Below are 25478 nucleotides of genomic sequence, written 5' to 3'. Positions count from 1 at the left end.
CTTGTTATGACTGTTTTTTTGTACAGTCTATGCCTCGGGCATCCAAGCAGCAAGCGCGTTACGCCGTGGGTCGATGTTTGATGTTATGGAGCAGCAACGATGTTACGCAGCAGGGCAGTCGCCCTAAAACAAAGTTAACCCCTAAGGAAGTATCGTGAAACTATCACTAATGGCAGCAATTTCGAAGAATGGAGTTATCGGAAATGGCCCAGATATTCCATGGAGTGCCAAAGGGGAACAATTACTCTTCAAAGCGATTACCTATAATCAGTGGCTTTTGGTAGGCCGAAAGACTTTCGAGTCAATGGGGGCTTTACCCAACCGAAAATATGCCGTTGTAACTCGTTCAAGCTTCACTTCCAGTGATGAGAATGTATTGGTATTTCCATCTATCGATGAAGCGCTAAATCATCTGAAGACGATAACGGATCATGTGATTGTGTCTGGTGGTGGTGAAATATACAAAAGCCTGATCGATAAAGTTGATACTTTACATATTTCAACAATCGACATTGAGCCAGAAGGTGATGTCTATTTTCCAGAAATCCCCAGTAGTTTTAGGCCAGTTTTTAGCCAAGACTTCGTGTCTAACATAAATTATAGTTACCAAATCTGGCAAAAGGGTTAACAAGTGGCAGCAACTGACCGCCAAAAGTGTCACTTGTTTTGCCAAAAAGCCGGCAAAACAAGCGCCAATTTTGTCGGCAGCTGTGCCAGGCGTTAAACATCATGAGGGAAGCGGTGATCGCCGAAGTATCGACTCAACTATCAGAGGTAGTTGGCGTCATCGAGCGCCATCTCGAACCGACGTTGCTGGCCGTACATTTGTACGGCTCCGCAGTGGATGGCGGCCTGAAGCCACACAGTGATATTGATTTGCTGGTTACGGTGACCGTAAGGCTTGATGAAACAACGCGGCGAGCTTTGATCAACGACCTTTTGGAAACTTCGGCTTCCCCTGGAGAGAGCGAGATTCTCCGCGCTGTAGAAGTCACCATTGTTGTGCACGACGACATCATTCCGTGGCGTTATCCAGCTAAGCGCGAACTGCAATTTGGAGAATGGCAGCGCAATGACATTCTTGCAGGTATCTTCGAGCCAGCCACGATCGACATTGATCTGGCTATCTTGCTGACAAAAGCAAGAGAACATAGCGTTGCCTTGGTAGGTCCAGCGGCGGAGGAACTCTTTGATCCGGTTCCTGAACAGGATCTATTTGAGGCGCTAAATGAAACCTTAACGCTATGGAACTCGCCGCCCGACTGGGCTGGCGATGAGCGAAATGTAGTGCTTACGTTGTCCCGCATTTGGTACAGCGCAGTAACCGGCAAAATCGCGCCGAAGGATGTCGCTGCCGACTGGGCAATGGAGCGCCTGCCGGCCCAGTATCAGCCCGTCATACTTGAAGCTAGACAGGCTTATCTTGGACAAGAAGAAGATCGCTTGGCCTCCCGCGCAGATCAGTTGGAAGAATTTGTTCACTACGTGAAAGGCGAGATCACCAAGTCAGTTGGTAAATGATGTCTAACAATTCGTTCAAGCCGACGCCGCTTCGCGGCGCGGCTTAACTCAAGCGTTAGATGCACTAAGCACATAATTGCTCACAGCCAAACTATCAGGTCAAGTCTGCTTTTATTATTTTTAAGCGTGCATAATAAGCCCTACACAAATTGGGAGATATATCATGAAAGGCTGGCTTTTTCTTGTTATCGCAATAGTTGGCGAAGTAATCGCAACATCCGCATTAAAATCTAGCGAGGGCTTTACTAAGCTTGCCCCTTCCGCCGTTGTCATAATCGGTTATGGCATCGCATTTTATTTTCTTTCTCTGGTTCTGAAATCCATCCCTGTCGGTGTTGCTTATGCAGTCTGGTCGGGACTCGGCGTCGTCATAATTACAGCCATTGCCTGGTTGCTTCATGGGCAAAAGCTTGATGCGTGGGGCTTTGTAGGTATGGGGCTCATAATTGCTGCCTTTTTGCTCGCCCGATCCCCATCGTGGAAGTCGCTGCGGAGGCCGACGCCATGGTGACGGTGTTCGGCATTCTGAATCTCACCGAGGACTCCTTCTTCGATGAGAGCCGGCGGCTAGACCCCGCCGGCGCTGTCACCGCGGCGATCGAAATGCTGCGAGTCGGATCAGACGTCGTGGATGTCGGACCGGCCGCCAGCCATCCGGACGCGAGGCCTGTATCGCCGGCCGATGAGATCAGACGTATTGCGCCGCTCTTAGACGCCCTGTCCGATCAGATGCACCGTGTTTCAATCGACAGCTTCCAACCGGAAACCCAGCGCTATGCGCTCAAGCGCGGCGTGGGCTACCTGAACGATATCCAAGGATTTCCTGACCCTGCGCTCTATCCCGATATTGCTGAGGCGGACTGCAGGCTGGTGGTTATGCACTCAGCGCAGCGGGATGGCATCGCCACCCGCACCGGTCACCTTCGACCCGAAGACGCGCTCGACGAGATTGTGCGGTTCTTCGAGGCGCGGGTTTCCGCCTTGCGACGGAGCGGGGTCGCTGCCGACCGGCTCATCCTCGATCCGGGGATGGGATTTTTCTTGAGCCCCGCACCGGAAACATCGCTGCACGTGCTGTCGAACCTTCAAAAGCTGAAGTCGGCGTTGGGGCTTCCGCTATTGGTCTCGGTGTCGCGGAAATCCTTCTTGGGCGCCACCGTTGGCCTTCCTGTAAAGGATCTGGGTCCAGCGAGCCTTGCGGCGGAACTTCACGCGATCGGCAATGGCGCTGACTACGTCCGCACCCACGCGCCTGGAGATCTGCGAAGCGCAATCACCTTCTCGGAAACCCTCGCGAAATTTCGCAGTCGCGACGCCAGAGACCGAGGGTTAGATCATGCCTAGCATTCACCTTCCGGCCGCCCGCTAGCGGACCCTGGTCAGGTTCCGCGAAGGTGGGCGCAGACATGCTGGGCTCGTCAGGATCAAACTGCACTATGAGGCGGCGGTTCATACCGCGCCAGGGGAGCGAATGGACAGCGAGGAGCCTCCGAACGTTCGGGTCGCCTGCTCGGGTGATATCGACGAGGTTGTGCGGCTGATGCACGACGCTGCGGCGTGGATGTCCGCCAAGGGAACGCCCGCCTGGGACGTCGCGCGGATCGACCGGACATTCGCGGAGACCTTCGTCCTGAGATCCGAGCTCCTAGTCGCGAGTTGCAGCGACGGCATCGTCGGCTGTTGCACCTTGTCGGCCGAGGATCCCGAGTTCTGGCCCGACGCCCTCAAGGGGGAGGCCGCATATCTGCACAAGCTCGCGGTGCGACGGACACATGCGGGCCGGGGTGTCAGCTCCGCGCTGATCGAGGCTTGCCGCCATGCCGCGCGAACGCAGGGGTGCGCCAAGCTGCGGCTCGACTGCCACCCGAACCTGCGTGGCCTATACGAGCGGCTCGGATTCACCCACGTCGACACTTTCAATCCCGGCTGGGATCCAACCTTCATCGCAGAACGCCTAGAACTCGAAATCTAACGTCCGTTCGGGCATCGAGGTCCATGTCGGGGTGGGACGGGCCCGTGGCTTCAAGATCACTTGCAGTCCGACCGCGATGTCTTGGTTGCGCGAGAGGTTGTCGATATCCTCCACTTCCATCATCAACCCTGGATAATGCCGCCGCCGTCATCGCCGCCGACGCCCGTGCCGGGCTTTTCGGGCCTGTCAGGCTTGCTCGGCCTTCAGCCTGCCTGGGCGAGATCTCCGGCGGACGGATTAACGGCGGAGCTTCGCCGCCTTTCGTGCGTGTGAAGGCCGAAGATAGTTCTCTCAAAAACATCCGTTTATGAGAGATACCAAATGTCATTTTCAGAAGACGACTGCACCAGTTGATTGGGCGTAATGGCTGTTGTGCAGCCAGCTCCTGACAGTTCAATATCAGAAGTGATCTGCACCAATCTCGACTATGCTCAATACTCGTGTGGGCTCTGTTGCAAAAATCGTGAAGCTTGAGCATGCTTGGCGGAGATTGGACGGACGGAACGATGACGGATTTCAAGTGGCGCCATTTCCAGGGTGATGTGATCCTGTGGGCGGTGCGCTGGTATTGTCGCTATCCGATCAGCTATCGCGACCTTGAGGAAATGCTGGCGGAACGCGGCATTTCGGTCGACCATACGACGATCTATCGCTGGGTCCAGTGCTACGCCCCGGAGATGGAGAAGCGGCTGCGCTGGTTCTGGCGGCGTGGCTTTGATCCGAGCTGGCGCCTGGATGAAACCTACGTCAAGGTGCGGGGCAAGTGGACCTACCTGTACCGGGCAGTCGACAAGCGGGGCGACACGATCGATTTCTACCTGTCGCCGACCCGCAGCGCCAAGGCAGCGAAGCGGTTCCTGGGCAAGGCCCTGCGAGGCCTGAAGCACTGGGAAAAGCCTGCCACGCTCAATACCGACAAAGCGCCGAGCTATGGTGCAGCGATCACCGAATTGAAGCGCGAAGGAAAGCTGGACCGGGAGACGGCCCACCGGCAGGTGAAGTATCTCAATAACGTGATCGAGGCCGATCACGGAAAGCTCAAGATACTGATCAAGCCGGTGCGCGGTTTCAAATCGATCCCCACGGCCTATGCCACGATCAAGGGATTCGAAGTCATGCGAGCCCTGCGCAAAGGACAGGCTCGCCCCTGGTGCCTGCAGCCCGGCATCAGGGGCGAGGTGCGCCTTGTGGAGAGAGCTTTTGGCATTGGGCCCTCGGCGCTGACGGAGGCCATGGGCATGCTCAACCACCATTTCGCAGCAGCCGCCTGATCGGCGCAGAGCGACAGCCTACCTCTGACTGCCGCCAATCTTTGCAACAGAGCCTCCGTCGCCATGCTCACCTCGCTTTGGTGCACACGAGTATTGAGCATAGTCGAGATTGGTGCAGATCACTTCTGATATTGAACTGTCAGGAGCTGGCTGCACAACAGCCATTACGCCCAATCAACTGGTGCAGTCGTCTTCTGAAAATGACAATAGGTAAGTGTTCTAACTGTTCAATAAACGGTGGTTTTCTGGACAAAAAAAAGTCCGCATCCAATTTGGGTTGCGGACTTTTTGCACTTAATTATTGATAGATTAGATGGGTATCGTTGAGGTGAAAATCAAAAGCATTAAGAGTATGGGTAAAACCCACCATGTTCAGCGATATCCTGAATAATCAAACTGGATATCTCGCTGCCACTAGATGCTAACTCTCGAAGGTACGGTATAGCCTCAACACCTTTATCGACGGCCAAAATGAACGCTGCTGATTCTCTTAGTTCCATACTGTCGCAGCCATTCCTGATAATTCTGATTAGATACTGTGATGCACTACCTACACAGTTAATTACAGCTTCGACCGATTGCCCGATAGCTCCCCTCTGTATTCCGTTGTCATCGATCATGGACAGTAACTTACGTATGTCACCTTCATCAAACGAATTAAACAAGTCAGCGGCATAACATCTAATCTCTGACTTTATATCTTCGCCACTGTATGAAATATCGCCATGCCAAGGGATATGGGCTAGAAGATAAATGAGTAATCTAGGAATTTTGGCAATACTTCTTATTTTGAAAGCTCTAACCAACTCATCCCAGGTTTGGTATGTATTAGGAAATCGCCTAAATAACGTTGTTAAACCAAGCCAAGCCTCGTCATCATTACTGCTTCTAACAAGTCTTAAACTGTCTTCCAGAGAAATATTTGGCCCTCTCCCAGTAACCAAGGGCTTAAAGTAAGAAATGAACTTCTCTTCATCAAAGTGATTGGCACGACTCAAATCGAAACTAATGGAGCTAGCGTGAACGTTACTCTTCAGAAATTTCTTAATATCTGTCCAATAAGCCGTGTCGAGAGATGGTATGTAAACAACAGCAAAAAGGGGGACCTTATAATTTGTCCAGTAATCCCTATGAGTTCCTATCCTAAATGAACAGGAGTTTTTAGAACTATCATAGTAAGAGTCACCAGACTTGATCTGCAAAGCAAAAAGGTGGTTTTCTGGCTGACCATTTGAGTTTATCAACTCGCAAATCGCATCTATCCCAAGATCATTTTCCTGCTCAATCTTTTGAAACAAGCAGCCAACTCCCTCGATAACTCCTCTTACGTAGTTAATACCTTTCTTAGAAGTTACTAACGATTTTGCATAGGTTGGCATATTGGTTCCTCAATACCTTGAACACTGACGCAGAACGCATTTTTTAATATAATATGTTCTGGCAGTACAAAGTAACCGTACTTAGGTGAATAACCGAAATTACCCCAAATGCACGCCAATTTAATTATAATTAATTGATAATTAATGTTTTTTCACTTTCTGTATTGGTAAGTGACCCCCGTTACTGAAGGGTGATTTCCCCCAGGAAATCACCCTTGTCCAGTCGATTGCCGTACTCAAAGAGAGCCATCCGGCCGAAAGCTACTGAACCGTTTTTTATTAGCCGATTATTGATCACCACTCTGAGCGTGACGGCGATCCTCACCTATGTAACCGTTTCCCTGGTGCTGCTGATGGAAACCATGGGTTTTAATCGCGAGCAGTATTCCACGATGGTCAGTATGGCGGTCTCGTTCTTGACGCCGTTTGCGCTCAATATGCTGATCGGGATTCTGATTGGCTGTAGCATGCTCTGCATCCTTTTACTTATGGTCCTCCAGCCCTTCACGCAGATCTGGCATAAACGGAACAGCCATAATCCGAAAATCCTCTGGCTACGCGAGACCATTAAGGCGTTATAGGGTGTCAGCGATCCAATTTTCGCCTAAGAAAATGTAAAGTTCGGTCCTCAGCCTTTTCTTACTATCATTTACTGATTAAAACAGGAGTTGAGTTAAGCGATAATGATGTAACCGTTTAACCGACTACGACCATTATCAAGGAGCGAAAAATGGCTACGCACTTTGCAAGAGGGATACTGACAGAAGGTCGTCTCGTATCGGCCAGAATTTCTTCAGCGTGTCACAGTGAAGCGCTCAAACTTCCTGAGCACCGTCGGTCGCGTTTTTTGGCGTCCCGGGCGCTTCTTGCTGAACTGCTGTTTATGCTGTACGGCACCAGTGAGCTGCCGGACATTATCATCCAACCTGAAGGTCGTCCGGTCTTTGCCGACCCGGAGCTGCCGCGTTTCTCCATTGCCTATACGGGCAATATTATTGGCGTAGCACTCACCACCGAAGGCGATTGCGGGCTGGATATGGAGCTTCAGCGCGCGACACGCGGTTTTCACGGCGCCAGCCCGCATGATGATTACCCTCTCTCCAGCAATGAACAGCTGTGGGTGCGCAACCAGAACGATCCCACTGAAGCCCGGGCTCAGCTTATCACCTTGCGTCAGAGCATTCGTAAGCTCTGTGGCTGCGCGTCAGACGATGCCAGTCAGCTGCAACTCCTGCCGGGCTCCGGACGCCTGCGCTCCACGCAAGCCGCGCTGGTAGAAGCGCTCAGCGATGTTGAAGACGTACTGATCTGGTCTGTAGCAGTGACACCTGCCATTGAACGGCTGAAAATCTGGGAATTTGACAGTAAACAGGGATGGAGTAGCCTTCCGGATGTGCCCGAACGTGCCAACGAGCCCGCCGCACGCCTGATGAGATTAACCAGTTTACCGGCAGAAAAAGCATATACCCTTAGCTGATCCGTTCAGGGTCATCATGATGAAACAGGAGTAATCATGTCTGAAACGTTGAAAGTCGTTACATTACTGGGAAGCCTGCGCAAAGGTTCATTTAACGGGATGGTTGCCCGTACGCTGCCACAGTTGGCTCCGGCGGGTATGGAGATTAGCGCCCTGCCGTCCATTGGTGACATTCCCCTTTACGATGCGGACGTGCAGCAGGAAGAAGGCTTTCCGCAGAGCGTCGAAGCGCTGGCTGAGCAGATTCGCCAGGCTGACGGGGTGGTGATTGTGACGCCAGAGTATAACTACTCGGTTCCGGGTGGTCTGAAAAACGCAATTGACTGGCTATCCCGCCTGCCGGAGCAGCCGCTTTCCGGTAAGCCGGTGCTGATTCAGACCAGTTCAATGGGCGCCATTGGCGGTGCGCGCTGCCAGTATCACCTGCGCCAGATCCTGGTATTCCTGGATGCAATGGTCATGAACAAGCCGGAATTTATGGGTGGTGTGATTCAGAATAAGGTCGACCCGCAGACGGGTGAAGTGGTGGATCAGAGCACGCGTGACCATCTCTCTGGCCAGCTGACGGCGTTTGGGGATTATATCAAGAGGGTGAAGGCTTAAGTGAGGTGCGGGCTGATGCCCTCACCCCAGCCCTCTCCCACGGGAGAGGGTGCAAACATGTTTATTTGGCGTCGATAAACACAATCTTCAGCACAAACAGCAGCGCCACAATGATGACACACGGGCTGAGGTCGCGGAAACGACCAGTGCCAATCTTCATCACGCAGTAAGAGATAAAGCCCAGGGCGATACCTTCAGTAATAGAGAAGCTGAACGGCATCATTACCGCGGTAATAAACGCCGGTACCGCTTCGGTTAAATCATCCCACTTCACGCGCGACAGGCTGGAGGTCATCAGTACCCCCACGTAAATCAGCGCACCGGCAGCCGCATACGGTGGAACCATGCCAGCCAGTGGAGAAAGGAAGATCACCAGCAGGAACAGAATACCCACCACTACCGCGGTCAGACCGGTACGGCCCCCTACGGAGACACCGGAAGAGGACTCAATGTAAGCGGTAACAGAAGAGGTTCCGATAAAAGCACCGCTGACAGAGGAGATGCTGTCCACAAACAGCGCCTGCTTCATGCGCGGGAATTTACCTTTCTCATCCGCCAGACCCGCTTTGTCGGTCACGCCGATCAGCGTGCCGGAGGAGTCAAACAGGTTCACCAGCATAAAGGAGAAAATCACCCCCGCCAGGCCCAGATTCAGGGAACCCGCCAGATCAACATGACCAATAACGGTAGAGACGCTCGGTGGTGCGGAGACAATGCCGTTATAGTGAACGTCACCCAGCATCCAGCCCAGCAGGGTGGTCACTACGATGGACACAAGCACCGCCGCATGAATATTGCGGGAAGCGAGGATCGCGATGATAAAGAAGCCCAGCACGCCCAGCAGCACGTTATGGGAGGTCAGGTGACCGATGCTGACCAGCGTCTCCGGGTTAGCGACGATAACACCGGCATTTTTCAGCCCCATCATACCGATGAACAGACCGATACCGCTGGTGATACCCACGCGCAGGCTGACAGGAATGTTAGCAATCATCCAGTAACGCACGCGGAAAATAGTCAGCAGCAGCAGACCTACCGCGCCCCAGAAGATAGCGCCCATGCCGACTTGCCACGGCAGCCCCATCGCCTGAACCACCACGAACGCAAAGAATGCGTTAAGACCCATCGCCGGGGCCAGTGCGACCGGCAGGTTAGCAAACACGCCCATCAGAATGCTGCCAAGTGCAGCGATCAGGCAGGTGGTCACGAAGACGGCGCTGGTATCCATGCCAGCAACGCCCAGAATTTGTGGGTTAACAAAAACGATATAGACCATCGTCAGGAAGGTAGTAAAACCGGCGATCACTTCGGTGCGTGCCGTTGTGCCGTGCTCGCGCAGTTTGAACACGCGCTCAAGCAGACCCTGACCCGATGTCTGGGTTGTGTGTTGTTGACTCATCATCAATTTCCGAACAAGGAGGGAAAATTCGTCGCTATCCTATACCAAAATGCGACAATAGTGGCGGTTACGAGATACTTTTTTCATTGATTTTGCTTATACGGCAACGATTGCGTCTCGTTGAACTGCAGTACGTAAACGTTAAACTTGTAAAAAGGGAAAGGCATGTCCGGAATTGAAGCGGTATTTTTCGACTGCGACGGTACGCTGGTCGACAGTGAGGTCATTTGTTCCCGCGCGTATGTCGCCATGTTCCAGGAATTTGGTATTACGCTCGATCTCGACGAGGTGTTCAAACGCTTTAAGGGCGTGAAACTGTACGAGATCATCGACATCATTAACGCCGAACACGGTGTGGATCTGGCGAAAACGGATCTGGAACCGGTGTACCGCGCCGAGGTCGCACGCCTGTTCGATTCTGAGCTGGAGGTCATTGCTGGCGCAAACGCGCTGCTGGATGCCATGACGGTACCGATCTGCGTGGTGTCTAACGGACCGGTCAGCAAAATGCAGCACTCGCTGGGTAAGCTTGAGATGCTGCACCACTTCCCGGAAAAATTGTTCAGCGGCTACGATATTCAACGCTGGAAGCCAGATCCTGCGCTGATGTTCCATGCGGCAAACGCAATGAACGTCAACGTAGAGAACTGTATTCTGGTGGATGACTCGTCCGCGGGCGCGCAGTCGGGCATTGATGCAGGAATGGAAGTGTTTTATTTCTGTGCCGACCCGCACAACAAGCCGATCGATCATCCAAAAGTGACGACCTTTACCGATCTGGCGCAGTTGCCGGAATTGTGGAAGGCGCGCGGGTGGAATATTACACGATAGGTTTTTGTAGGCCCGGTAAGCGCAGCGCCACCGGGCATTTTAACCACCGATTACTCTTTTGGATCTTTACCCGCCAGCAGCTTGTCCAGTTCGTCGCCGCCCACGTGACGGAAGTCCTGACCTTTCACAAAGTAGAAAATGTATTCGCAAATGTTCTGGCAGCGGTCGCCGATACGCTCGATAGAGCGCGCGCAGAACAGGGCGGTCAGTACGCTTGGGATCGTACGTGAATCTTCCATCATGTAGGTCATCAGCTGGCGCACGATGCCTTCATACTCCTGGTCGACTTTCTTGTCTTCACGGTAGATACGTACCGCTTCATCCAGATCCATACGCGCAAAGGCATCCAGCACGTCGTGCAGCATCTGCACCGTGTGGCGGCCCAGCGACTCCAGGCTCACCAGCAGCGGCTGATGCTGCTGAGAGAATTTCTCCAGCGCGGTGCGGCAGATTTTATCCGCAACGTCACCGATACGTTCCAGCTCGGCGATGGTTTTGATGATGGCCATCACCAGACGCAGGTCGCTCGCCGTCGGCTGACGCTTGGCGATGATGCGCACACACGCTTCGTCAATCGCCACTTCCATCATGTTGACGTTTTTATCGCCTTCGATAACGCGCTTCGCCAGTTCGCTGTCCTGGTTATGCATCGCCGTGATCGCATCAGAAAGCTGTTGCTCGACCATGCCACCCATGGTCATGACCTGAGTGCGAATACTTTCCAGCTCTGCGTTGAACTGGCCGGAAATGTGTTTATTAAGATTGAGATTGTCCATAGCGCGCTCCTGAATCAACCGTAACGACCGGTGATATAGTCTTCTGTTTGCTTTTTAGCGGGCTTGGTGAACAGATCGTCCGTGTTACTGAACTCAATCAACTCGCCCAGGTACATAAATGCCGTGTGGTCGGAGCAACGCGCAGCCTGCTGCATGTTGTGGGTCACGATAACCACGGTGTAATCCTGCTTCAGCTCGGTGATCAGCTCTTCGATACGACCGGTTGAGATCGGGTCCAGCGCTGAACATGGCTCATCCAGCAGCAACACTTCCGGGCGGATCGCGATTCCACGCGCAATGCACAGACGCTGCTGCTGCCCGCCGGAGAGAGAGTAACCGCTCTGGTGCAACTTATCTTTGGTTTCGTTCCATAATGCGGCCTTGGTCAAGGCCCACTGCACGCGCTCGTCCATATCGGCACGGGAGAGCTTTTCAAACAGGCGTACGCCAAACGCGATGTTGTCGTAAATCGACATCGGGAACGGCGTCGGTTTCTGGAAAACCATGCCCACTTTCGCGCGCAGCAGGGCGATATCCTGAGCCTGGGTCAGAATGTTTTCACCGTCCAGGATGATTTCGCCTTCGGCACGCTGCTCTGGATAGAGCGAGTACATTTTGTTAAAGGTGCGCAGCAGCGTGGATTTACCACAGCCGGACGGACCGATGAATGCCGTTACCTGGTTCTTCGCGATATCCAGGTTGATATTCTTCAGGGCATGGAATTTGCCGTAGTAGAAGTTCAAATCACGAACCTGAATCTTACCCGGGGCAGTATCAACCATACTCATTGACTCATTTCCTCATTCGGCGCCGCGAGCTGCCGCGCCGTAAAAAATTAACCGTGTTTCTTCTTCGCGAAAATGACGCGCGCCAGAATGTTCAGCAACAATACGCAAAGGGTGATGATCAGCACCCCGGCCCAGGCCAGCTGCTGCCATTCCGCGAATGGGCTCATCGCAAATTTAAAGATCGTCACCGGCAGGTTGGCGATCGGCTGCATCATGTCCGTGCTCCAGAACTGGTTGGAGAGGGCGGTAAACAGCAGCGGTGCCGTTTCACCCGCGATACGGGCAATGGCCAGCAGAATACCGGTCATGATCCCGGAGACAGAGGCTTTAAGCGTAATCGCGGAGATCATTTTCCACTTTGGTGTACCCAGCGCATACGCCGCTTCACGCAGACTGTCCGGCACCAGTTTGAGCATGTTCTCGGTGGTACGAATGACGATAGGCACCTGCAGCAGCGCCAGCGCAATCACACCCGCCCAGCCGGAGAAGTGTTCCATTTGTGCCACAACAATGGTGTAAACAAACAGACCCACCACAATAGACGGCGCAGAGAGCAGAATGTCGTTAATGAAACGAATCACTTCTGCGAGCCAGGATTTACGGCCATATTCCGCCAGATAGATACCCGCCATGATGCCAAGCGGCGTACCGAATACCGTCGCCCACAGGATCAGCAATCCGCTGCCTGCCAGGGCGTTCGCCAGTCCACCACCTGCCGTGTTCGGCGGCGGCGTCATTTCGGTGAACAGCGCCAGAGACATGCCGTCGATACCGCGAACCACGGTAGAGAAGAGGATCCAGATCAGCCAGAACAGACCAAAGGCCATCGTCGCCATCGAGAGCGTCAGCGCGATACGGTTTTTGAAACGACGCTTCGCCTGCATTTTGCGGCGGGATTCCGCAAGCTGAGCAGTGCTTTGCATTTCGAGAGTTGCCATTAGCGTGCCCCCTCATTTTTCGCGAGACGCAGGATCATCAGCTTAGAGATCGCCAGTACGATGAAGGTAATCACGAACAGGATCAGACCCAGCTCCATCAGCGCCGCCACGTGCAGCCCGGATTCCGCTTCGGCGAACTCGTTTGCCAGTGCGGAGGTAATACTGTTGCCCGGCATATAGAGCGAGGCACTGTCGAGCTGGTAGGTGTTACCGATGATAAAGGTCACCGCCATGGTCTCACCCAACGCACGCCCTAAGCCCAGCATCACGCCCCCGATCACCCCATTTTTGGTGAACGGAAGAACGATACGCCAGATCACTTCCCAGGTGGTGCAGCCAATGCCGTAAGCCGACTCTTTCATCATCACCGGGGTTTGTTCGAACACATCACGCATAACTGCCGCAATGTACGGAATAATCATGATGGCGAGGATCACACCAGCCGCCAGAATACCGATACCGAATGCCGGGCCGGAGAACAGCGCCCCCACAAACGGAATAGCGGAAAGAACATTACCCACCGGCTCCTGGAAATACGTGGCAAACAGTGGCGCAAAGATAAACAGGCCCCACATGCCGTACACGATACTTGGAATAGCCGCCAGCAGTTCAATGGCGATACCCAGCGGGCGTCGCAGCCAGCCCGGTGCCAGTTCCGTCAGGAACAGGGCGATACCAAAGCTTACCGGAACTGCAATCAGCAGGGCGATGAACGAGGTGACCAGCGTGCCGTAAATCGGCACCAGCGCACCGTAGATATCATTCGGCGCGTCCCACTCTTTGGTCCACAGGAAGGAGAAACCGAATTTCTGAATGCTCGGCCAGGAGGAGAAAATCAGAGACACGATAATGCCGCCCAGCAGCAATAGCACAATCAGCGCAGCCAGTTTCACCAGCGCGCTGAAAATCATGTCACCTTTTTTACCCGGAGGGTTAAATGCAGGCTTGGTTGCAGCCATAAATTACTCTTCTGTTTGAGACGTTTTTACGAATATGCCCGGTGGCGCTGACGCTTACCGGGCCTACAGCGTTAACCGTAGGGCGGGTAAGCGTAGCGCCACCCGCCATCTTCGTTAAATATATCCTGTTAGTACAGCGCTTTACCGCTGCTGTCTTTCACGTTGGTTTTCCATGCAGCACGAATCTGCTCAACCACGCTGTCTGGCAGGCTGGCATAATCCAGGTCATTAGCCTGTTTGCCGCCGTTTTTGTATGCCCAGTCGAAGAACTTCAGCACTTCTGCGCCCTGCTCAGGTTTCTTCTGCTCTTTGTGAACCAGAATGAAGGTGGTAGAGGTGATTGGCCACGCGTCTTCACCTTTCTGGTTAGTCAGGTCCTGAGCGAAGGATTTGCTCCAGTCAGCGCCTTTTGCAGCGTTGGCAAAGTTCTCTTCAGTCGGGCTGACAGGTTTGCCATCAGCAGAAACCAGTTTGGTGTAGGACAGGTTGTTCTGCTTGGCGTACGCATATTCTACGTAACCGATAGAACCCGGCAGACGCTGTACGAACGCGGCGATACCGTCGTTCCCTTTACCGCCCAGACCGGTTGGCCAGTTAACGGTAGAGCCGGAACCGACTTTAGATTTCCACTCTTCGTTCACCTTCGCCAGGTAGCTGGTGAAGACGAAAGAGGTACCAGAACCATCCGCGCGGCGAACCACGGCGATGTTCTGAGAAGGCAGCTTCAGGCCAGGGTTGAGCTTAGCGATGGCTTCGTCATCCCATTTTTTGATTTTGCCCAGGTAGATATCACCCAGGGTTTTACCGTCCAGCACCAGCTCACCCGACTTCACGCCCGGCAGGTTGATCGCCAGAACCACACCACCGATTACGGTCGGGAACTGGAACAGGCCTTCCTGAGCCAGTTTGTCATCAGACAGCGGAGCGTCGGATGCGCCGAAATCAACGGTGTTTGCGGTAATTTGTTTCACGCCACCGGAGGAGCCGATACCCTGATAGTTAACCTTGTTACCGGTTTCTTTCTGGTAGGTATCCGCCCATTTGGCATACACCGGCGCAGGGAAGGTTGCACCAGCGCCAGTCAGGCTTGCTTCTGCGAATACAGAGAAAGCGCTCAGAGATAAGGTCGCGGCGACAACAGTTGCGACAGTGGTACGCATAACTTTCATAATGTCTCCTGCAAGGATTTCGTAAATCATTGTTTAAGTGGCTACGATGAGCAAAATAGGACAAACAGGTGACAGATAAATGTACGAATTATGACAGTTTTATGACAATGGAAATTTAGCTTAAAAACCAGCGAAAGATTCCTGATTTATCATCATGTTAGCCACAATCATGACAACAACTTTTCAGAAATATTTTCTTTATGTGACACTGAAAAAAGTAGCTGAAGATGACAGATTGTCATAAATAAAAACGCGAATGCGTTGATTAAAAACAAACCAGGCAGGGTAAAAAAGCTCCACCCGAAGGTGGAGCCTGGAGGGATTATTCTACGGTGACCGATTTCGCCAGGTTACGCGGCTGGTCAACGTCGGTGCCTTTGATCAGCGCAACGTGGTAAGCCAGTAACTGCAGCGGCACGGTGTAGAAGATAGGGGCAATAACCTCTTCTACATGCGGCATCTCGATGATGTGCATGTTGTCGCTGCTGGCAAAACCGGCGTCCTTATCAGCGAAGACGTAAAGTACACCACCGCGGGCGCGAACTTCTTCAATGTTGGACTTCAGTTTTTCCAGCAGTTCGTTGTTAGGTGCCACAACGATAACCGGCATATCCGCGTCAATCAGCGCCAGCGGGCCGTGTTTTAGCTCGCCTGCCGCGTAGGCTTCAGCGTGGATGTAGGAGATCTCTTTCAGCTTCAGCGCGCCTTCCAGCGCAATGGGGTACTGGTCGCCACGGCCGAGGAACAGGGCGTGGTGCTTGTCAGAGAAATCTTCAGCCAGGGCTTCAATGCGCTTATCCTGAGATAACATCTGCTCAATACGGCTTGGCAGTGCCTGCAGACCATGAACGATGTCATGCTCAACAGAAGCATCCAGCCCTTTCAGACGCGCCAGTTTCGCCACCAGCATCAGCAGAACCGTCAGCTGCGTGGTAAACGCTTTGGTAGAGGCCACGCCGATTTCAGTGCCCGCTTTGGTCATCAGCGCCAGATCGGATTCACGCACCAGCGATGAGCCCGGCACGTTACAGATAGCCAGCGATCCCAGGTAACCCAGCTCTTTAGAGAGACGCAGCGCCGCCAGAGTATCTGCCGTTTCGCCAGACTGAGAAAGGGTGATCATCAGGCTGTTACGACGCACGGCGGATTTGCGGTAGCGGAATTCAGAGGCGATTTCCACATCGCACGGCACGCCAGCCAGCGATTCAAACCAGTAGCGAGAGACCATCCCGGAGTTGTAGGAGGTACCGCAGGCCACAATCTGAATGTGCTCAACCTTGCTGAGCAGCTCGTTTGCGTTGGCACCCAGTTCGCTCAGGTCCACTTCACCGTGGCTGATACGACCGGTCAGGGTGTTTTTGATGGCGTTTGGCTGCTCGTAAATCTCTTTCTGCATGTAGTGACGGTAAGCGCCTTTGTCGCCTGCGTCGTACTGCAGATTGGATTCAATTTCAGGACGTTTCACCTGCTCGCCTTTGGTATCAAATACCGTCACGCTGCGGCGAGTCACTTCTGCGATATCACCCTCTTCCAGGAAAATAAAGCGGCGGGTGACCGGCAGGAGCGCCAGTTGGTCAGAAGCGATAAAGTTTTCGCCCATGCCCATACCGATAACCATTGGACTACCGGAACGCGCCGCCAGCAGGGTGGACGGATCGCGGGAGTCCATGATCACCGTACCGTACGCACCGCGCAGCTGTGGGATTGCGCGCAGCACCGCGTCACGTAGCGTGCCGCCCTGTGCCAGCTCCCAGTGCACCAGGTGCGCAATCACTTCGGTATCGGTTTCAGAAACGAAGGTATAGCCGCGCGCTTTCAGTTCTTCGCGCAGCGGTTCGTGGTTTTCGATAATGCCGTTATGCACGACCACGATGTGTTCAGACACATGCGGGTGCGCGTTGCCTTCAGACGGTTCGCCGTGTGTCGCCCAGCGGGTATGCGCAATACCGGTGCCACCGTGCAGCGGGTGTTCTTCCGCGGCCTGGGCCAGCATCTGCACTTTACCGAGGCGACGCAGACGGGTCATATGACCTTCTGCATCCACTACTGCCAGACCGGCAGAGTCGTAGCCACGGTATTCCAGACGACGTAAACCTTCGAGAAGGATTTCAGCAATATCACGCTGCGCAACTGCGCCAACAATTCCACACATAGTTAGATTTCCTGATTATGGCGTTATGCCATGCGTTGTCGCTGACCTGTATTTGCCCTTTCCGGGCACCCCGAGCCTTGTAGAGAGTGGGGTTATTGTTATGGGTACTGCTTGTGGGGGGAGGATTATATTATCCCCTCACCCCGGCCCTCTCCCCAAAGGGGCGAGGGAGAAAAACACCGCACCGAACGATCCCCTCTCCCTTTGGGGAGAGGGTTAGGGTGAGGGGTAAATCCGTTACTTCTTCTTCACAGGGCGTTTCCAGCCCTGCTTGTGCACCTGCGGCACACGGCTTAACACCAGTTCGTTATCGGCGATATCGCGCGTAACGGTTGTCCCGGCGGCTATCGTTACGCCGTTACCCACGGTAACAGGCGCCACCAACTGAGTGTCGGAACCAACAAACACATCATCACCGATGATGGTTTTAAACTTATTCGCGCCGTCATAGTTGCAGGTAATCGTTCCTGCGCCAATATTCACGTTGTCGCCAATTTCCGCATCGCCCAGATAGGTCAAATGACCGGCTTTAGAGCCTTTACCCAGACGCGCTTTTTTCATCTCAACGAAGTTTCCAACATGTGAGCCTTCCAGCAGCTCAGCCCCCGGGCGCAGACGCGCGAACGGCCCAATAGTGCACGCTGCGTCAAGACGGGCATCTTCCACCACGCTGTATGGGCTAATTTCGCAATCATCACCGATGATGCTGTTTTTAATCACACAGCCCGCACCAATTTTGACGCGGTTACCCAGCGTGACGTTACCTTCCAGGATAACGTTAGTATCAATTTCAACGTCGCGCCCGTGCGTTAACGTTCCACGCAGATCGAAACGCGCCGGATCGCGCAGCATCACGCCGGCCAGCAGCAGTTTTTCGGCCTGTTCGGACTGATAAACACGCTCCAGACGGGAAAGCTGAAGGCGGTTATTCACCCCTTCGGTTTCGCTGATACGCGCCGGGTGAACCGCCGCAATCTCACGCCCTTCCTGGTACGCCATCGCAATGATGTCGGTGATGTAGTATTCACCCTGCGCGTTGTTGTTGTTGAGCTTAGACAGCCAGCGCTTCATGTCCGCGCCGTTAGCCATCAGGATACCGGTGTTGATCTCCTGAATCTGGCGCTGTGCTTCGCTGGCGTCTTTATGTTCAACGATACCCGTAACGTTGCCGTTTTCACGGGTGATGCGGCCGTAGCCGGTCGGATCGTCCAGCACGACGGTTAATAAACCGATACCGCCCTGCGGTTTGGCTTCACGCAGGCGAGTCAGTGTGTCGATGGAGATCAGCGGAACATCGCCGTAGAGCATCAGAATGTCTTCGTCATCGGCAAAGAACGGTGCTGCCTGCTGCATTGCGTGGCCGGTTCCCAGCTGTTCAGCCTGAAGCACCCAGTTGAGCTTGTCATCGCTCAGCGTCTTTTTAAGCAGATCGCCGCCGTGGCCATAGACCAGGTGAACCTGGCGAGCGCCCAATTCATTTGCTGCATCAATAACATGCTGCACCATTGGCTTTCCTGCCAGTGTATGAAGCACTTTAGGCAGATCGGAATACATGCGGGTACCTTTGCCTGCGGCAAGGATCACCACGCTCATCGCACTGTTTGACATACGCATCCTGACGGTAGTTTGAGTGAGAAGTAAAAACGTTTGGTGCTTAAAATTCTACATCTTTTTCGTCATGAATTAAGGACGAAAAAAAAGCCAGCCTGGTATCCAGACTGGCTTTTGTGCTTTTCAAGCCGGTGTTACATCGCTTTTTTGGTCAACTCGATAACGCGCAGTTTGGCGATCGCTTTGGCCAGCTCCGCAGACGCCTGAGCGTAATCCACGTCACCATGAGAGCTGCTAATGTGCTCTTCAGCCTTACGCTTCGATTCCAGGGCTCGCGCTTCGTCGAGATCCTGGCCACGAATAGCGGTATCGGCCAGAACGGTCACACTGCCAGGCTGCACTTCAAGAATGCCGCCGGACAGATAGATAAACTCTTCGTGACCGAACTGTTTAACGATGCGGATCATACCAGGCTTAATGGCGGTGAGCAGCGGTGCGTGACCCGGGAAGATACCCAGTTCACCTTCACTACCCGTTACCTGGATTTTCTCGACCAGACCAGAGAACATTTGTTGCTCTGCGCTGACGACGTCCAGGTGGTAAGTCATTGCCATATCACCCTCCGATTAAGGCGTTAAAGTTTTTTGGCTTTTTCCACAGCTTCTTCGATGGAACCAACCATGTAGAACGCCTGCTCTGGCAGGTGATCGTATTCGCCTTCCATGATGCCTTTAAAGCCACGGATGGTGTCTTTCAGGGAAACGTATTTACCTGGAGAACCGGTGAATACTTCCGCAACGAAGAACGGCTGGGACAGGAAGCGCTGGATCTTACGCGCACGTGCTACCACCAGTTTGTCTTCTTCAGACAGTTCATCCATACCCAGGATGGCGATGATGTCTTTCAGTTCCTGGTAACGCTGCAGCAGGGACTGTACGCCACGCGCGGTGTCGTAGTGTTCCTGACCAACAACCAGTGGATCCAGCTGACGGCTGGTGGAGTCCAGCGGGTCAACGGCCGGGTAGATACCCAGAGACGCGATCTGACGGCTCAGTACCACGGTTGCATCTAAGTGCGCAAAGGTGGTTGCTGGTGATGGGTCAGTCAAGTCATCCGCAGGTACGTATACCGCCTGAACGGAGGTGATAGAACCGGTTTTGGTAGAGGTGATACGTTCCTGAAGAACACCCATCTCTTCCGCCAGCGTAGGCTGATAACCTACCGCTGAAGGCATACGCCCCAGCAGTGCAGATACTTCAGTACCGGCCAGGGTGTAACGGTAGATGTTATCAACGAACAGCAGAACGTCACGGCCTTCGTCACGGAACTTCTCAGCCATCGTCAGACCAGTCAGCGCAACGCGCAGACGGTTTCCTGGTGGCTCGTTCATCTGGCCGTAAACCAGGGATACTTTGTCCAGAACGTTGGAGTCGGTCATTTCGTGGTAGAAGTCGTTACCCTCACGAGTACGTTCACCTACGCCCGCAAATACGGAGTAACCGGAGTGCTCGATCGCGATGTTACGGATCAGCTCCATCATGTTTACGGTTTTACCTACACCCGCACCACCGAACAGACCAACTTTACCGCCCTTCGCAAACGGACACATCAGGTCGATAACTTTGATACCGGTTTCCAGCAGTTCCTGAGAGCTGGACAGCTCTTCGTAGGAAGGTGCCGCGCGGTGGATAGCCCAACGCTCTTCTTCACCGATGTCGCCTTTCATGTCGATTGGCTGACCCAATACGTTCATGATACGACCCAGTGTTGCTTTACCTACCGGGACTTCGATCGGGTGCTCAAGGTCTTTAACTTCCAGACCACGACGCAGACCGTCGGAAGAACCCATCGCGATGGTACGCACGATACCGCCGCCGAGCTGCTGCTGAACTTCCAGCACCAGGCTCTCGTTACCATTCTGTACCTCAAGCGCGTCGTACACGCGTGGTACGGCGTCCTGAGGGAACTCGACGTCCACCACGGCGCCGATTACCTGGACAATCTTTCCAGTAGCCATCTTGAATCCTCTACGTAATTCGTAAACCTGGTTAAACCGCGGCGGCCCCCGAGACGATCTCGGTGAGTTCCTGAGTAATGCTGGCCTGACGAGCTTTGTTGTAAACCAACTGCAGCTCTTTAATCAGGCTGCCGCCATTATCGGTCGCGGCTTTCATCGCCACCATTCGTGCGGCCTGCTCGCTGGCCAGGTTTTCTACAACGCCCTGATAAACCTGAGATTCAACGTAACGACGCAGCAGGGTATCCAGCAGCGGTTTCGGATCGGGTTCATACAGGTAATCCCAGGCTTTCTGTTTCAGCTCGTCATCTTCTGAAGCCGGTAAAGGCAGCATCTGAGTGAGCGTTGGCACCTGAGACATGGTGTTAATAAATTTGTTGCTGACAACGTACAGTCTGTCCAGACGGCCTTCATCATAGGCCTGCAACATCACTTTAACCGGGCCGATCAGTTCGGACAGGGACGGGTTATCACCCATACCGGTCACCTGAGCGACAATGTTGCCACCAACGGAGTTAAAGAAAGAGACGCCTTTAGAGCCGATCAATGCGAGGTCGCACTGAACGCCTTTATCGGACCAGCCTTTCATATCCGCCAGCAGTTTTTTGAACAGGTTAATGTTCAAGCCGCCACACAGACCACGGTCGGTCGACACCACCAGGTAGCCCACGCGCTTAACGTCGCGTTCTTCCAGGTAAGGGTGCTTATATTCCAGATTACCGTTTGCAAGGTGACCAATCACTTTGCGCATGGTTTCTGCATAAGGACGGCTGGCCGCCATGCGATCCTGCGATTTACGCATTTTGGAAGCGGCGACCATCTCCATCGCTTTAGTGATCTTTTGCGTGTTCTGGACGCTTGCGATCTTACTACGTATCTCTTTTGCGCCGGCCATGAGCTTCTCCTCAATGCCAGGCGGCTTGTCCTGAGACAAGCCGCCGGACGATTACCAGGATTGGGTTGCTTTGAAGGAATCGAGGATAGCTTTCAGCTTGCCTTCGATTTCGTCGTTATAGCCACCGGTCTGGTTGATCTCTTGCATCAGCGGAGCGTGATCACGGTCGACGTAAGCCAGCAGAGCGGCTTCGAAGCTACCGATTTTCGCCAGTTCCACATCTTCGAGGTAACCGCGTTCAGCCGCGAACAGTACCAGGCCCTGCTGAGCAACAGACATTGGTGCGTACTGTTTCTGCTTCAGCAGCTCGGTCACTTTCTGACCGTGGCTCAGCTGTTTACGGGTTGCTTCGTCCAGATCGGATGCGAACTGAGAGAACGCAGCCAGTTCACGATACTGTGCCAGCGCGGTACGGATACCACCGGACAGTTTCTTGATGATCTTGGTCTGAGCAGCACCACCTACACGGGATACGGAGATACCCGGGTTAACCGCCGGACGAATACCGGAGTTAAACAGGTTGGTTTCCAGGAAGATCTGACCATCGGTAATGGAGATTACGTTGGTCGGAACGAACGCAGAAACGTCACCCGCCTGGGTTTCAATGATCGGCAGCGCGGTCAGAGAGCCCGTTTTACCCTTCACTTCACCTTTGGTGAAGTTCTCGACGTATTCCGCGTTAACGCGGGAAGCACGCTCCAGCAGACGAGAGTGGAGGTAGAATACGTCGCCAGGGAACGCTTCACGTCCTGGTGGACGACGGAGCAGCAGGGAAACCTGACGATAAGCAACAGCCTGTTTAGACAGGTCATCGTATACGATCAGTGCATCTTCACCGCGGTCACGGAAGTATTCACCCATTGCACAACCGGCGTATGGCGCCAGGTATTGCAGTGCAGCAGATTCAGAAGCGGTAGCCACAACAACGATGGTGTTAGACAGCGCGCCGTGCTCTTCCAGTTTACGAACCACGTTAGAAATGGTGGACGCTTTCTGGCCGATAGCCACGTACACACATTTGATGCCGGAGTCACGCTGGTTGATGATGGCATCGATAGCCATCGCGGTTTTACCGGTCTGACGGTCACCGATGATCAGTTCACGCTGACCACGACCGATTGGGATCATGGCATCAACGGACTTATAACCCGTCTGAACAGGCTGATCTACGGACTGACGGTCGATAACGCCCGGTGCGATAACTTCGATTGGAGAGAAGCCATCGTGCTCAACCGGACCTTTACCGTCGATTGGTGCACCCAGGGTGTTAACAACACGACCCAGCAGGCCACGGCCAACCGGAACTTCCAGAATACGGCCAGTACACTTAACCTTCATGCCTTCGGCGAGGTCAGCGTATGGACCCATCACAACTGCACCTACGGAGTCGCGCTCCAGGTTCAGTGCGATAGCGTAACGGTTACCCGGCAGGGAAATCATCTCACCCTGCATACAATCGGCCAGGCCGTGGATGCGGATAACACCGTCACTTACAGAAACAATAGTACCTTCGTTATGAGCTTCGCTCACAACATTGAACTGAGCAATGCGCTGCTTGATCAGTTCGCTGATTTCGGTGGAATTCAGTTGCATGCTCCAGTCCCCTTAAGACTGCAAGACGTCTGCAAGGCGCTCAAGACGGCCGCGTACGCTGCCATCAATGACCATATCACCCGAGCGGATGATTACGCCTGCCATTACAGACTTATCGATTTTGCAATTCAGCTTAACTTTGCGTGACAGACGTTTTTCCATCGCGGCGGTAATTTTCGCAAGCTGTTCATGACTCAGTTCAGTCGCAGAAGTTACTTCAACTTCAGCAGTAGCTTCACTAAGGGCACGTAAGTGCTCAAACTGCTCGAGAACATCCGGGAGCACACGGAGACGACCATTTTCTGCCATTACCTTAATCAGGTTCTGGCCGTTGGCATCCAGTTGCTCTCCGCACACGGCGATGAACGACGCGGCGAGGGTTTCAGGTGCTAATGCACCAGAAAGCAACTCGGCCATTTGTTCGTTTTTCGTCACCTCAGCGGCAAACGCCAGCATATTCTGCCAGCGATCGACATTTTGGTGTTCGACAGCAAAGTCAAAAGCTGCTTTGGCGTAGGGGCGAGCTACCGTAACAAATTCAGACATCAGCCCCTCCCTCCTTACAGTTCAGCGACAAGTTTGTCCACGATGTCGCTGTTAGCAGCTTCATCCACGGAACGTTCGATGATCTTCTCGGCGCCAGCAACAGCCAGAATCGCAACCTGCTTACGCAGTTCTTCACGAGCACGTTTACGCTCAGCTTCAATTTCAGCCTGAGCCTGTGTCACGATCTTAGTACGTTCCTGTTCTGCTTCAGCTTTGGCTTCGTCCAGGATCTGAGAACGGCGTTTGTTAGCCTGTTCGATGATTACCTGAGCTTCCGCTTTCGCTTTTTTCAGCTGGTCTGTCGCGTTGGCCTGTGCAAGGTCCAAATCTTTCTTTGCACGTTCTGCAGAAGCCAGACCGTCAGCAATTTCTTTCTGACGTTTTTCGATGGCAGCCATTAAAGGCGGCCATACATACTTCATGCAGAACCAGACAAAGATAATAAACGCGATGGCCTGGCCGAGGATTGTTGCGTTCATGTTCACAGCACAATACCTCTTAAATTTCTGTGGCTTGGGGTTTTAAAACAACTACTACGCGACAGCAAACATCACGTACAGACCCAGACCTACAGCGATCATTGGGATAGCATCCACCAGACCCATAACGATAAAGAACTGAGTACGCAGCAGAGGAATCAGATCAGGTTGACGCGCAGCGCCTTCCAGGAATTTGCCCCCGAGGATGCCGATACCGATCGCAGCACCGATAGCCGCCAGACCCATCATCACAGCGGCAGCCATGTACAGCAGATCCATATTCAGGTTTTCCATGACAGTCTCCAGTTTGTTTCAATTAAAACGTAGTAGTGTTGGTAAAAAATCAGTGCTCTTCAGACGCCATCGACAGATAGACGATCGTCAGAACCATGAAGATAAAGGCTTGCAGCGTAATGATCAGGATGTGGAAAATGGCCCACGGCACATTCAGAACCCACTGTGACCACCACGGCAGAAGACCCGCGATCAGAATGAAAATCAGCTCACCCGCATACATGTTGCCGAACAGTCGCAGACCCAGTGAAACAGGTTTGGACAGCAGGCTAACGCCTTCCAGGATCAGGTTGACCGGAATAAACGCCCAGTGGTTGAACGGCTGCAAGGTAAGCTCTTTCACAAAGCCGCTTACGCCTTTCATTTTGATGCTGTAGAAAAGAATCAGGATAAACACGCCCAGCGCCATCGACAGGGTGATGTTCACGTCAGCAGACGGAACCACGCGCAGAGCAGGCAGACCGAAGACATGCTCGCCAATCCACGGCAGGAAATCGATAGGCAGAAGGTCCATCAGGTTCATCAGGAAGACCCACACGAACACGGTCAGTGCCAGTGGCGCAATCAGCTTGCTCTTACCATGGTACATGTCTTTCACGCTGCCATGGACGAAGCCGATGATCATCTCAACGAACGTCTGGAATTTCCCTGGAACACCGCTGGTCGCCTTTTTAGCAACACCGCGGAACATGGCCAGGAACAGAAGACCCAAAACCACCGAGAAGAACATGGAGTCGATGTTGATCGTCCAGAAGGTGGCCGGGGGGTTATGCGGATCCACCAGCGAGAATGTACGCAGGTCCAGCTGAAGGTTATTCAGATGGTGACCTATGTAATCCTGCGGCGTCATATTTTCTGAAGCCATGAT

Annotated in this window: 25 protein-coding genes and 2 pseudogenes; 10 read left to right on the top strand and 17 right to left on the bottom strand. The window is 53.4% G+C overall.

Going from position 1 to position 25478, the window contains the following annotated elements:
* Positions 1–154 precede the first annotated feature (154 nt).
* The 6 genes and pseudogenes from dfrA15 to ACQG2G_RS22440 all read left to right on the top strand — a co-directional run bounded on the left by dfrA15 (position 155) and on the right by ACQG2G_RS22440 (position 4764).
* The gene (dfrA15, locus tag ACQG2G_RS22465) at positions 155–628 is read left to right on the top strand and encodes a trimethoprim-resistant dihydrofolate reductase DfrA15 (protein ID WP_001355915.1); all 474 of its coding nucleotides are present in this window, start codon (positions 155–157) and stop codon (positions 626–628) included.
* Between the two features lie 101 nt (positions 629–729).
* Positions 730–1568 (top strand): annotated as a pseudogene (gene aadA1 / locus ACQG2G_RS22460) (ANT(3'')-Ia family aminoglycoside nucleotidyltransferase AadA1).
* Between the two features lie 116 nt (positions 1569–1684).
* Positions 1685–2032, top strand: a complete 348-nt coding sequence (locus ACQG2G_RS22455) for a quaternary ammonium compound efflux SMR transporter QacE delta 1 (protein ID WP_000679427.1) — start codon at positions 1685–1687, stop codon at positions 2030–2032.
* The gene (sul1, locus tag ACQG2G_RS22450) at positions 2026–2865 is read left to right on the top strand and encodes a sulfonamide-resistant dihydropteroate synthase Sul1 (protein WP_000259031.1); all 840 of its coding nucleotides are present in this window, start codon (positions 2026–2028) and stop codon (positions 2863–2865) included. The genes ACQG2G_RS22455 and sul1 overlap by 7 nt, the downstream gene beginning before the upstream one ends.
* 127 nt (positions 2866–2992) lie before the next feature.
* Positions 2993–3493 carry a GNAT family N-acetyltransferase gene (locus ACQG2G_RS22445; protein ID WP_000376623.1) on the top strand — a complete coding sequence of 167 codons (501 nt, stop codon included), beginning with the start codon at positions 2993–2995 and terminating at the stop codon, positions 3491–3493.
* Positions 3494–3999: 506 nt separating this feature from the next.
* Positions 4000–4764, top strand: coding sequence for an IS6-like element IS6100 family transposase (locus ACQG2G_RS22440; RefSeq protein WP_001389365.1), 765 nt, complete (start codon positions 4000–4002; stop codon positions 4762–4764).
* 344 nt (positions 4765–5108) lie between these two features.
* Here the strand turns inward: ACQG2G_RS22440 and ACQG2G_RS22435 are convergent, their stop codons facing one another.
* Positions 5109–6143 (bottom strand): DUF4365 domain-containing protein, encoded by a 1035-nt coding sequence (locus tag ACQG2G_RS22435; RefSeq protein ID WP_001143643.1) that lies wholly within the window; start codon positions 6141–6143, stop codon positions 5109–5111.
* 272 nt (positions 6144–6415) lie between these two features.
* Between ACQG2G_RS22435 and ACQG2G_RS22430 the strand changes: the two are divergent.
* The 3 genes and pseudogenes from ACQG2G_RS22430 to ACQG2G_RS22420 form a co-directional block, all read left to right on the top strand.
* Positions 6416–6724: pseudogene (locus ACQG2G_RS22430) on the top strand (hypothetical protein); the annotation flags it as partial.
* Positions 6725–6873: 149 nt separating this feature from the next.
* On the top strand, positions 6874–7620 hold the full coding sequence (locus ACQG2G_RS22425; protein WP_013099416.1) for a 4'-phosphopantetheinyl transferase family protein: 747 nt from the start codon (positions 6874–6876) through the stop codon (positions 7618–7620).
* Positions 7621–7656: 36 nt separating this feature from the next.
* Entirely contained in the window at positions 7657–8223 is a 567-nt protein-coding gene (locus ACQG2G_RS22420; protein ID WP_013099415.1) for an NADPH-dependent FMN reductase, read from the top strand.
* 61 nt (positions 8224–8284) lie between these two features.
* Here the strand turns inward: ACQG2G_RS22420 and adeP are convergent, their stop codons facing one another.
* Positions 8285–9622, bottom strand: a complete 1338-nt coding sequence (adeP, locus tag ACQG2G_RS22415; RefSeq protein WP_023621401.1) for an adenine permease AdeP — start codon at positions 9620–9622, stop codon at positions 8285–8287.
* Positions 9623–9787: 165 nt separating this feature from the next.
* On the opposite strand from adeP, the gene yieH reads away from it, so the two are divergent.
* Positions 9788–10453 carry a 6-phosphogluconate phosphatase gene (gene yieH, locus ACQG2G_RS22410; RefSeq protein WP_013099413.1) on the top strand — a complete coding sequence of 222 codons (666 nt, stop codon included), beginning with the start codon at positions 9788–9790 and terminating at the stop codon, positions 10451–10453.
* Positions 10454–10503: 50 nt separating this feature from the next.
* Here yieH and phoU read toward each other — a convergent pair whose 3' ends face one another.
* From phoU to atpB, 15 genes are all read right to left on the bottom strand, one after another.
* On the bottom strand, positions 10504–11229 hold the full coding sequence (gene phoU, locus ACQG2G_RS22405) for a phosphate signaling complex protein PhoU (protein WP_008500182.1): 726 nt from the start codon (positions 11227–11229) through the stop codon (positions 10504–10506).
* A gap of 14 nt (positions 11230–11243) precedes the next feature.
* Positions 11244–12017: a phosphate ABC transporter ATP-binding protein PstB gene (gene pstB, locus ACQG2G_RS22400; protein ID WP_008500183.1), complete on the bottom strand. Its 774-nt coding sequence runs from the start codon at positions 12015–12017 to the stop codon at positions 11244–11246.
* A 47-nt stretch (positions 12018–12064) separates the two neighbouring features.
* On the bottom strand, positions 12065–12955 hold the full coding sequence (gene pstA, locus ACQG2G_RS22395; protein WP_020690249.1) for a phosphate ABC transporter permease PstA: 891 nt from the start codon (positions 12953–12955) through the stop codon (positions 12065–12067).
* Positions 12955–13914 (bottom strand): phosphate ABC transporter permease PstC, encoded by a 960-nt coding sequence (pstC, locus tag ACQG2G_RS22390; protein WP_013099411.1) that lies wholly within the window; start codon positions 13912–13914, stop codon positions 12955–12957. Before pstC ends, pstA begins: the two co-directional genes overlap by 1 nt.
* Positions 13915–14042: 128 nt before the next feature.
* Positions 14043–15083 (bottom strand): phosphate ABC transporter substrate-binding protein PstS, encoded by a 1041-nt coding sequence (gene pstS, locus ACQG2G_RS22385; protein ID WP_013099410.1) that lies wholly within the window; start codon positions 15081–15083, stop codon positions 14043–14045.
* A gap of 322 nt (positions 15084–15405) precedes the next feature.
* Entirely contained in the window at positions 15406–17235 is a 1830-nt protein-coding gene (gene glmS, locus ACQG2G_RS22380; RefSeq protein WP_020690250.1) for a glutamine--fructose-6-phosphate transaminase (isomerizing), read from the bottom strand.
* 237 nt (positions 17236–17472) lie between these two features.
* A complete protein-coding gene (glmU, locus tag ACQG2G_RS22375) occupies positions 17473–18843 on the bottom strand; it encodes a bifunctional UDP-N-acetylglucosamine diphosphorylase/glucosamine-1-phosphate N-acetyltransferase GlmU (RefSeq protein ID WP_045293067.1) in 1371 nt (456 codons plus the stop codon).
* 137 nt (positions 18844–18980) lie between these two features.
* Positions 18981–19400, bottom strand: a complete 420-nt coding sequence (locus ACQG2G_RS22370; protein WP_006177560.1) for a F0F1 ATP synthase subunit epsilon — start codon at positions 19398–19400, stop codon at positions 18981–18983.
* 20 nt (positions 19401–19420) lie between these two features.
* Complete coding sequence (gene atpD / locus ACQG2G_RS22365) at positions 19421–20803, bottom strand: F0F1 ATP synthase subunit beta (RefSeq protein WP_003862362.1); 1383 nt, start codon at positions 20801–20803, stop codon at positions 19421–19423.
* A gap of 31 nt (positions 20804–20834) precedes the next feature.
* Entirely contained in the window at positions 20835–21698 is an 864-nt protein-coding gene (gene atpG / locus ACQG2G_RS22360) for a F0F1 ATP synthase subunit gamma (protein ID WP_003862364.1), read from the bottom strand.
* Between the two features lie 51 nt (positions 21699–21749).
* Positions 21750–23291, bottom strand: a complete 1542-nt coding sequence (atpA, locus tag ACQG2G_RS22355; RefSeq protein WP_003862367.1) for a F0F1 ATP synthase subunit alpha — start codon at positions 23289–23291, stop codon at positions 21750–21752.
* 12 nt (positions 23292–23303) lie between these two features.
* Positions 23304–23837 carry a F0F1 ATP synthase subunit delta gene (gene atpH, locus ACQG2G_RS22350; protein WP_013099407.1) on the bottom strand — a complete coding sequence of 178 codons (534 nt, stop codon included), beginning with the start codon at positions 23835–23837 and terminating at the stop codon, positions 23304–23306.
* Positions 23838–23851: 14 nt separating this feature from the next.
* Positions 23852–24322 carry a F0F1 ATP synthase subunit B gene (gene atpF / locus ACQG2G_RS22345; protein WP_013099406.1) on the bottom strand — a complete coding sequence of 157 codons (471 nt, stop codon included), beginning with the start codon at positions 24320–24322 and terminating at the stop codon, positions 23852–23854.
* A 48-nt stretch (positions 24323–24370) separates the two neighbouring features.
* Positions 24371–24610 carry a F0F1 ATP synthase subunit C gene (atpE, locus tag ACQG2G_RS22340; protein WP_000429386.1) on the bottom strand — a complete coding sequence of 80 codons (240 nt, stop codon included), beginning with the start codon at positions 24608–24610 and terminating at the stop codon, positions 24371–24373.
* Between the two features lie 49 nt (positions 24611–24659).
* The gene (gene atpB, locus ACQG2G_RS22335; RefSeq protein WP_013099405.1) at positions 24660–25475 is read right to left on the bottom strand and encodes a F0F1 ATP synthase subunit A; all 816 of its coding nucleotides are present in this window, start codon (positions 25473–25475) and stop codon (positions 24660–24662) included.
* Between the last annotated feature and the right edge of the window lie 3 nt (positions 25476–25478).

This window comes from Enterobacter cloacae complex sp. 382A5 (genome assembly GCF_050031095.1).
GTDB classification, from domain to species: Bacteria; Pseudomonadota; Gammaproteobacteria; order Enterobacterales; family Enterobacteriaceae; genus Enterobacter; species Enterobacter cloacae.
This window is presented reverse-complemented; position numbering and strand designations above follow the sequence as displayed.

What these genes read in the sequence shown, in the direction of transcription:
- pstS (WP_013099410.1), bottom strand. Translation starts at nt 15,083, where the DNA reads ATGAAAGTTATGCGTACCACTGTCGCAACTGTTGTCGCCGCGACCTTA.
- atpB (WP_013099405.1), bottom strand. Translation starts at nt 25,475, where the DNA reads ATGGCTTCAGAAAATATGACGCCGCAGGATTACATAGGTCACCATCTG.
- pstC (WP_013099411.1), bottom strand. Translation starts at nt 13,914, where the DNA reads ATGGCTGCAACCAAGCCTGCATTTAACCCTCCGGGTAAAAAAGGTGAC.
- ACQG2G_RS22420 (WP_013099415.1), top strand. Translation starts at nt 7,657, where the DNA reads ATGTCTGAAACGTTGAAAGTCGTTACATTACTGGGAAGCCTGCGCAAA.
- ACQG2G_RS22455 (WP_000679427.1), top strand. Translation starts at nt 1,685, where the DNA reads ATGAAAGGCTGGCTTTTTCTTGTTATCGCAATAGTTGGCGAAGTAATC.
- atpE (WP_000429386.1), bottom strand. Translation starts at nt 24,610, where the DNA reads ATGGAAAACCTGAATATGGATCTGCTGTACATGGCTGCCGCTGTGATG.
- sul1 (WP_000259031.1), top strand. Translation starts at nt 2,026, where the DNA reads ATGGTGACGGTGTTCGGCATTCTGAATCTCACCGAGGACTCCTTCTTC.
- phoU (WP_008500182.1), bottom strand. Translation starts at nt 11,229, where the DNA reads ATGGACAATCTCAATCTTAATAAACACATTTCCGGCCAGTTCAACGCA.
- ACQG2G_RS22440 (WP_001389365.1), top strand. Translation starts at nt 4,000, where the DNA reads ATGACGGATTTCAAGTGGCGCCATTTCCAGGGTGATGTGATCCTGTGG.
- pstA (WP_020690249.1), bottom strand. Translation starts at nt 12,955, where the DNA reads ATGGCAACTCTCGAAATGCAAAGCACTGCTCAGCTTGCGGAATCCCGC.
- ACQG2G_RS22445 (WP_000376623.1), top strand. Translation starts at nt 2,993, where the DNA reads ATGGACAGCGAGGAGCCTCCGAACGTTCGGGTCGCCTGCTCGGGTGAT.
- ACQG2G_RS22435 (WP_001143643.1), bottom strand. Translation starts at nt 6,143, where the DNA reads ATGCCAACCTATGCAAAATCGTTAGTAACTTCTAAGAAAGGTATTAAC.
- atpG (WP_003862364.1), bottom strand. Translation starts at nt 21,698, where the DNA reads ATGGCCGGCGCAAAAGAGATACGTAGTAAGATCGCAAGCGTCCAGAAC.
- atpH (WP_013099407.1), bottom strand. Translation starts at nt 23,837, where the DNA reads ATGTCTGAATTTGTTACGGTAGCTCGCCCCTACGCCAAAGCAGCTTTT.
- ACQG2G_RS22425 (WP_013099416.1), top strand. Translation starts at nt 6,874, where the DNA reads ATGGCTACGCACTTTGCAAGAGGGATACTGACAGAAGGTCGTCTCGTA.
- glmS (WP_020690250.1), bottom strand. Translation starts at nt 17,235, where the DNA reads ATGTGTGGAATTGTTGGCGCAGTTGCGCAGCGTGATATTGCTGAAATC.
- ACQG2G_RS22370 (WP_006177560.1), bottom strand. Translation starts at nt 19,400, where the DNA reads ATGGCAATGACTTACCACCTGGACGTCGTCAGCGCAGAGCAACAAATG.
- atpD (WP_003862362.1), bottom strand. Translation starts at nt 20,803, where the DNA reads ATGGCTACTGGAAAGATTGTCCAGGTAATCGGCGCCGTGGTGGACGTC.
- adeP (WP_023621401.1), bottom strand. Translation starts at nt 9,622, where the DNA reads ATGAGTCAACAACACACAACCCAGACATCGGGTCAGGGTCTGCTTGAG.
- atpA (WP_003862367.1), bottom strand. Translation starts at nt 23,291, where the DNA reads ATGCAACTGAATTCCACCGAAATCAGCGAACTGATCAAGCAGCGCATT.
- yieH (WP_013099413.1), top strand. Translation starts at nt 9,788, where the DNA reads ATGTCCGGAATTGAAGCGGTATTTTTCGACTGCGACGGTACGCTGGTC.
- pstB (WP_008500183.1), bottom strand. Translation starts at nt 12,017, where the DNA reads ATGAGTATGGTTGATACTGCCCCGGGTAAGATTCAGGTTCGTGATTTG.
- glmU (WP_045293067.1), bottom strand. Translation starts at nt 18,843, where the DNA reads ATGTCAAACAGTGCGATGAGCGTGGTGATCCTTGCCGCAGGCAAAGGT.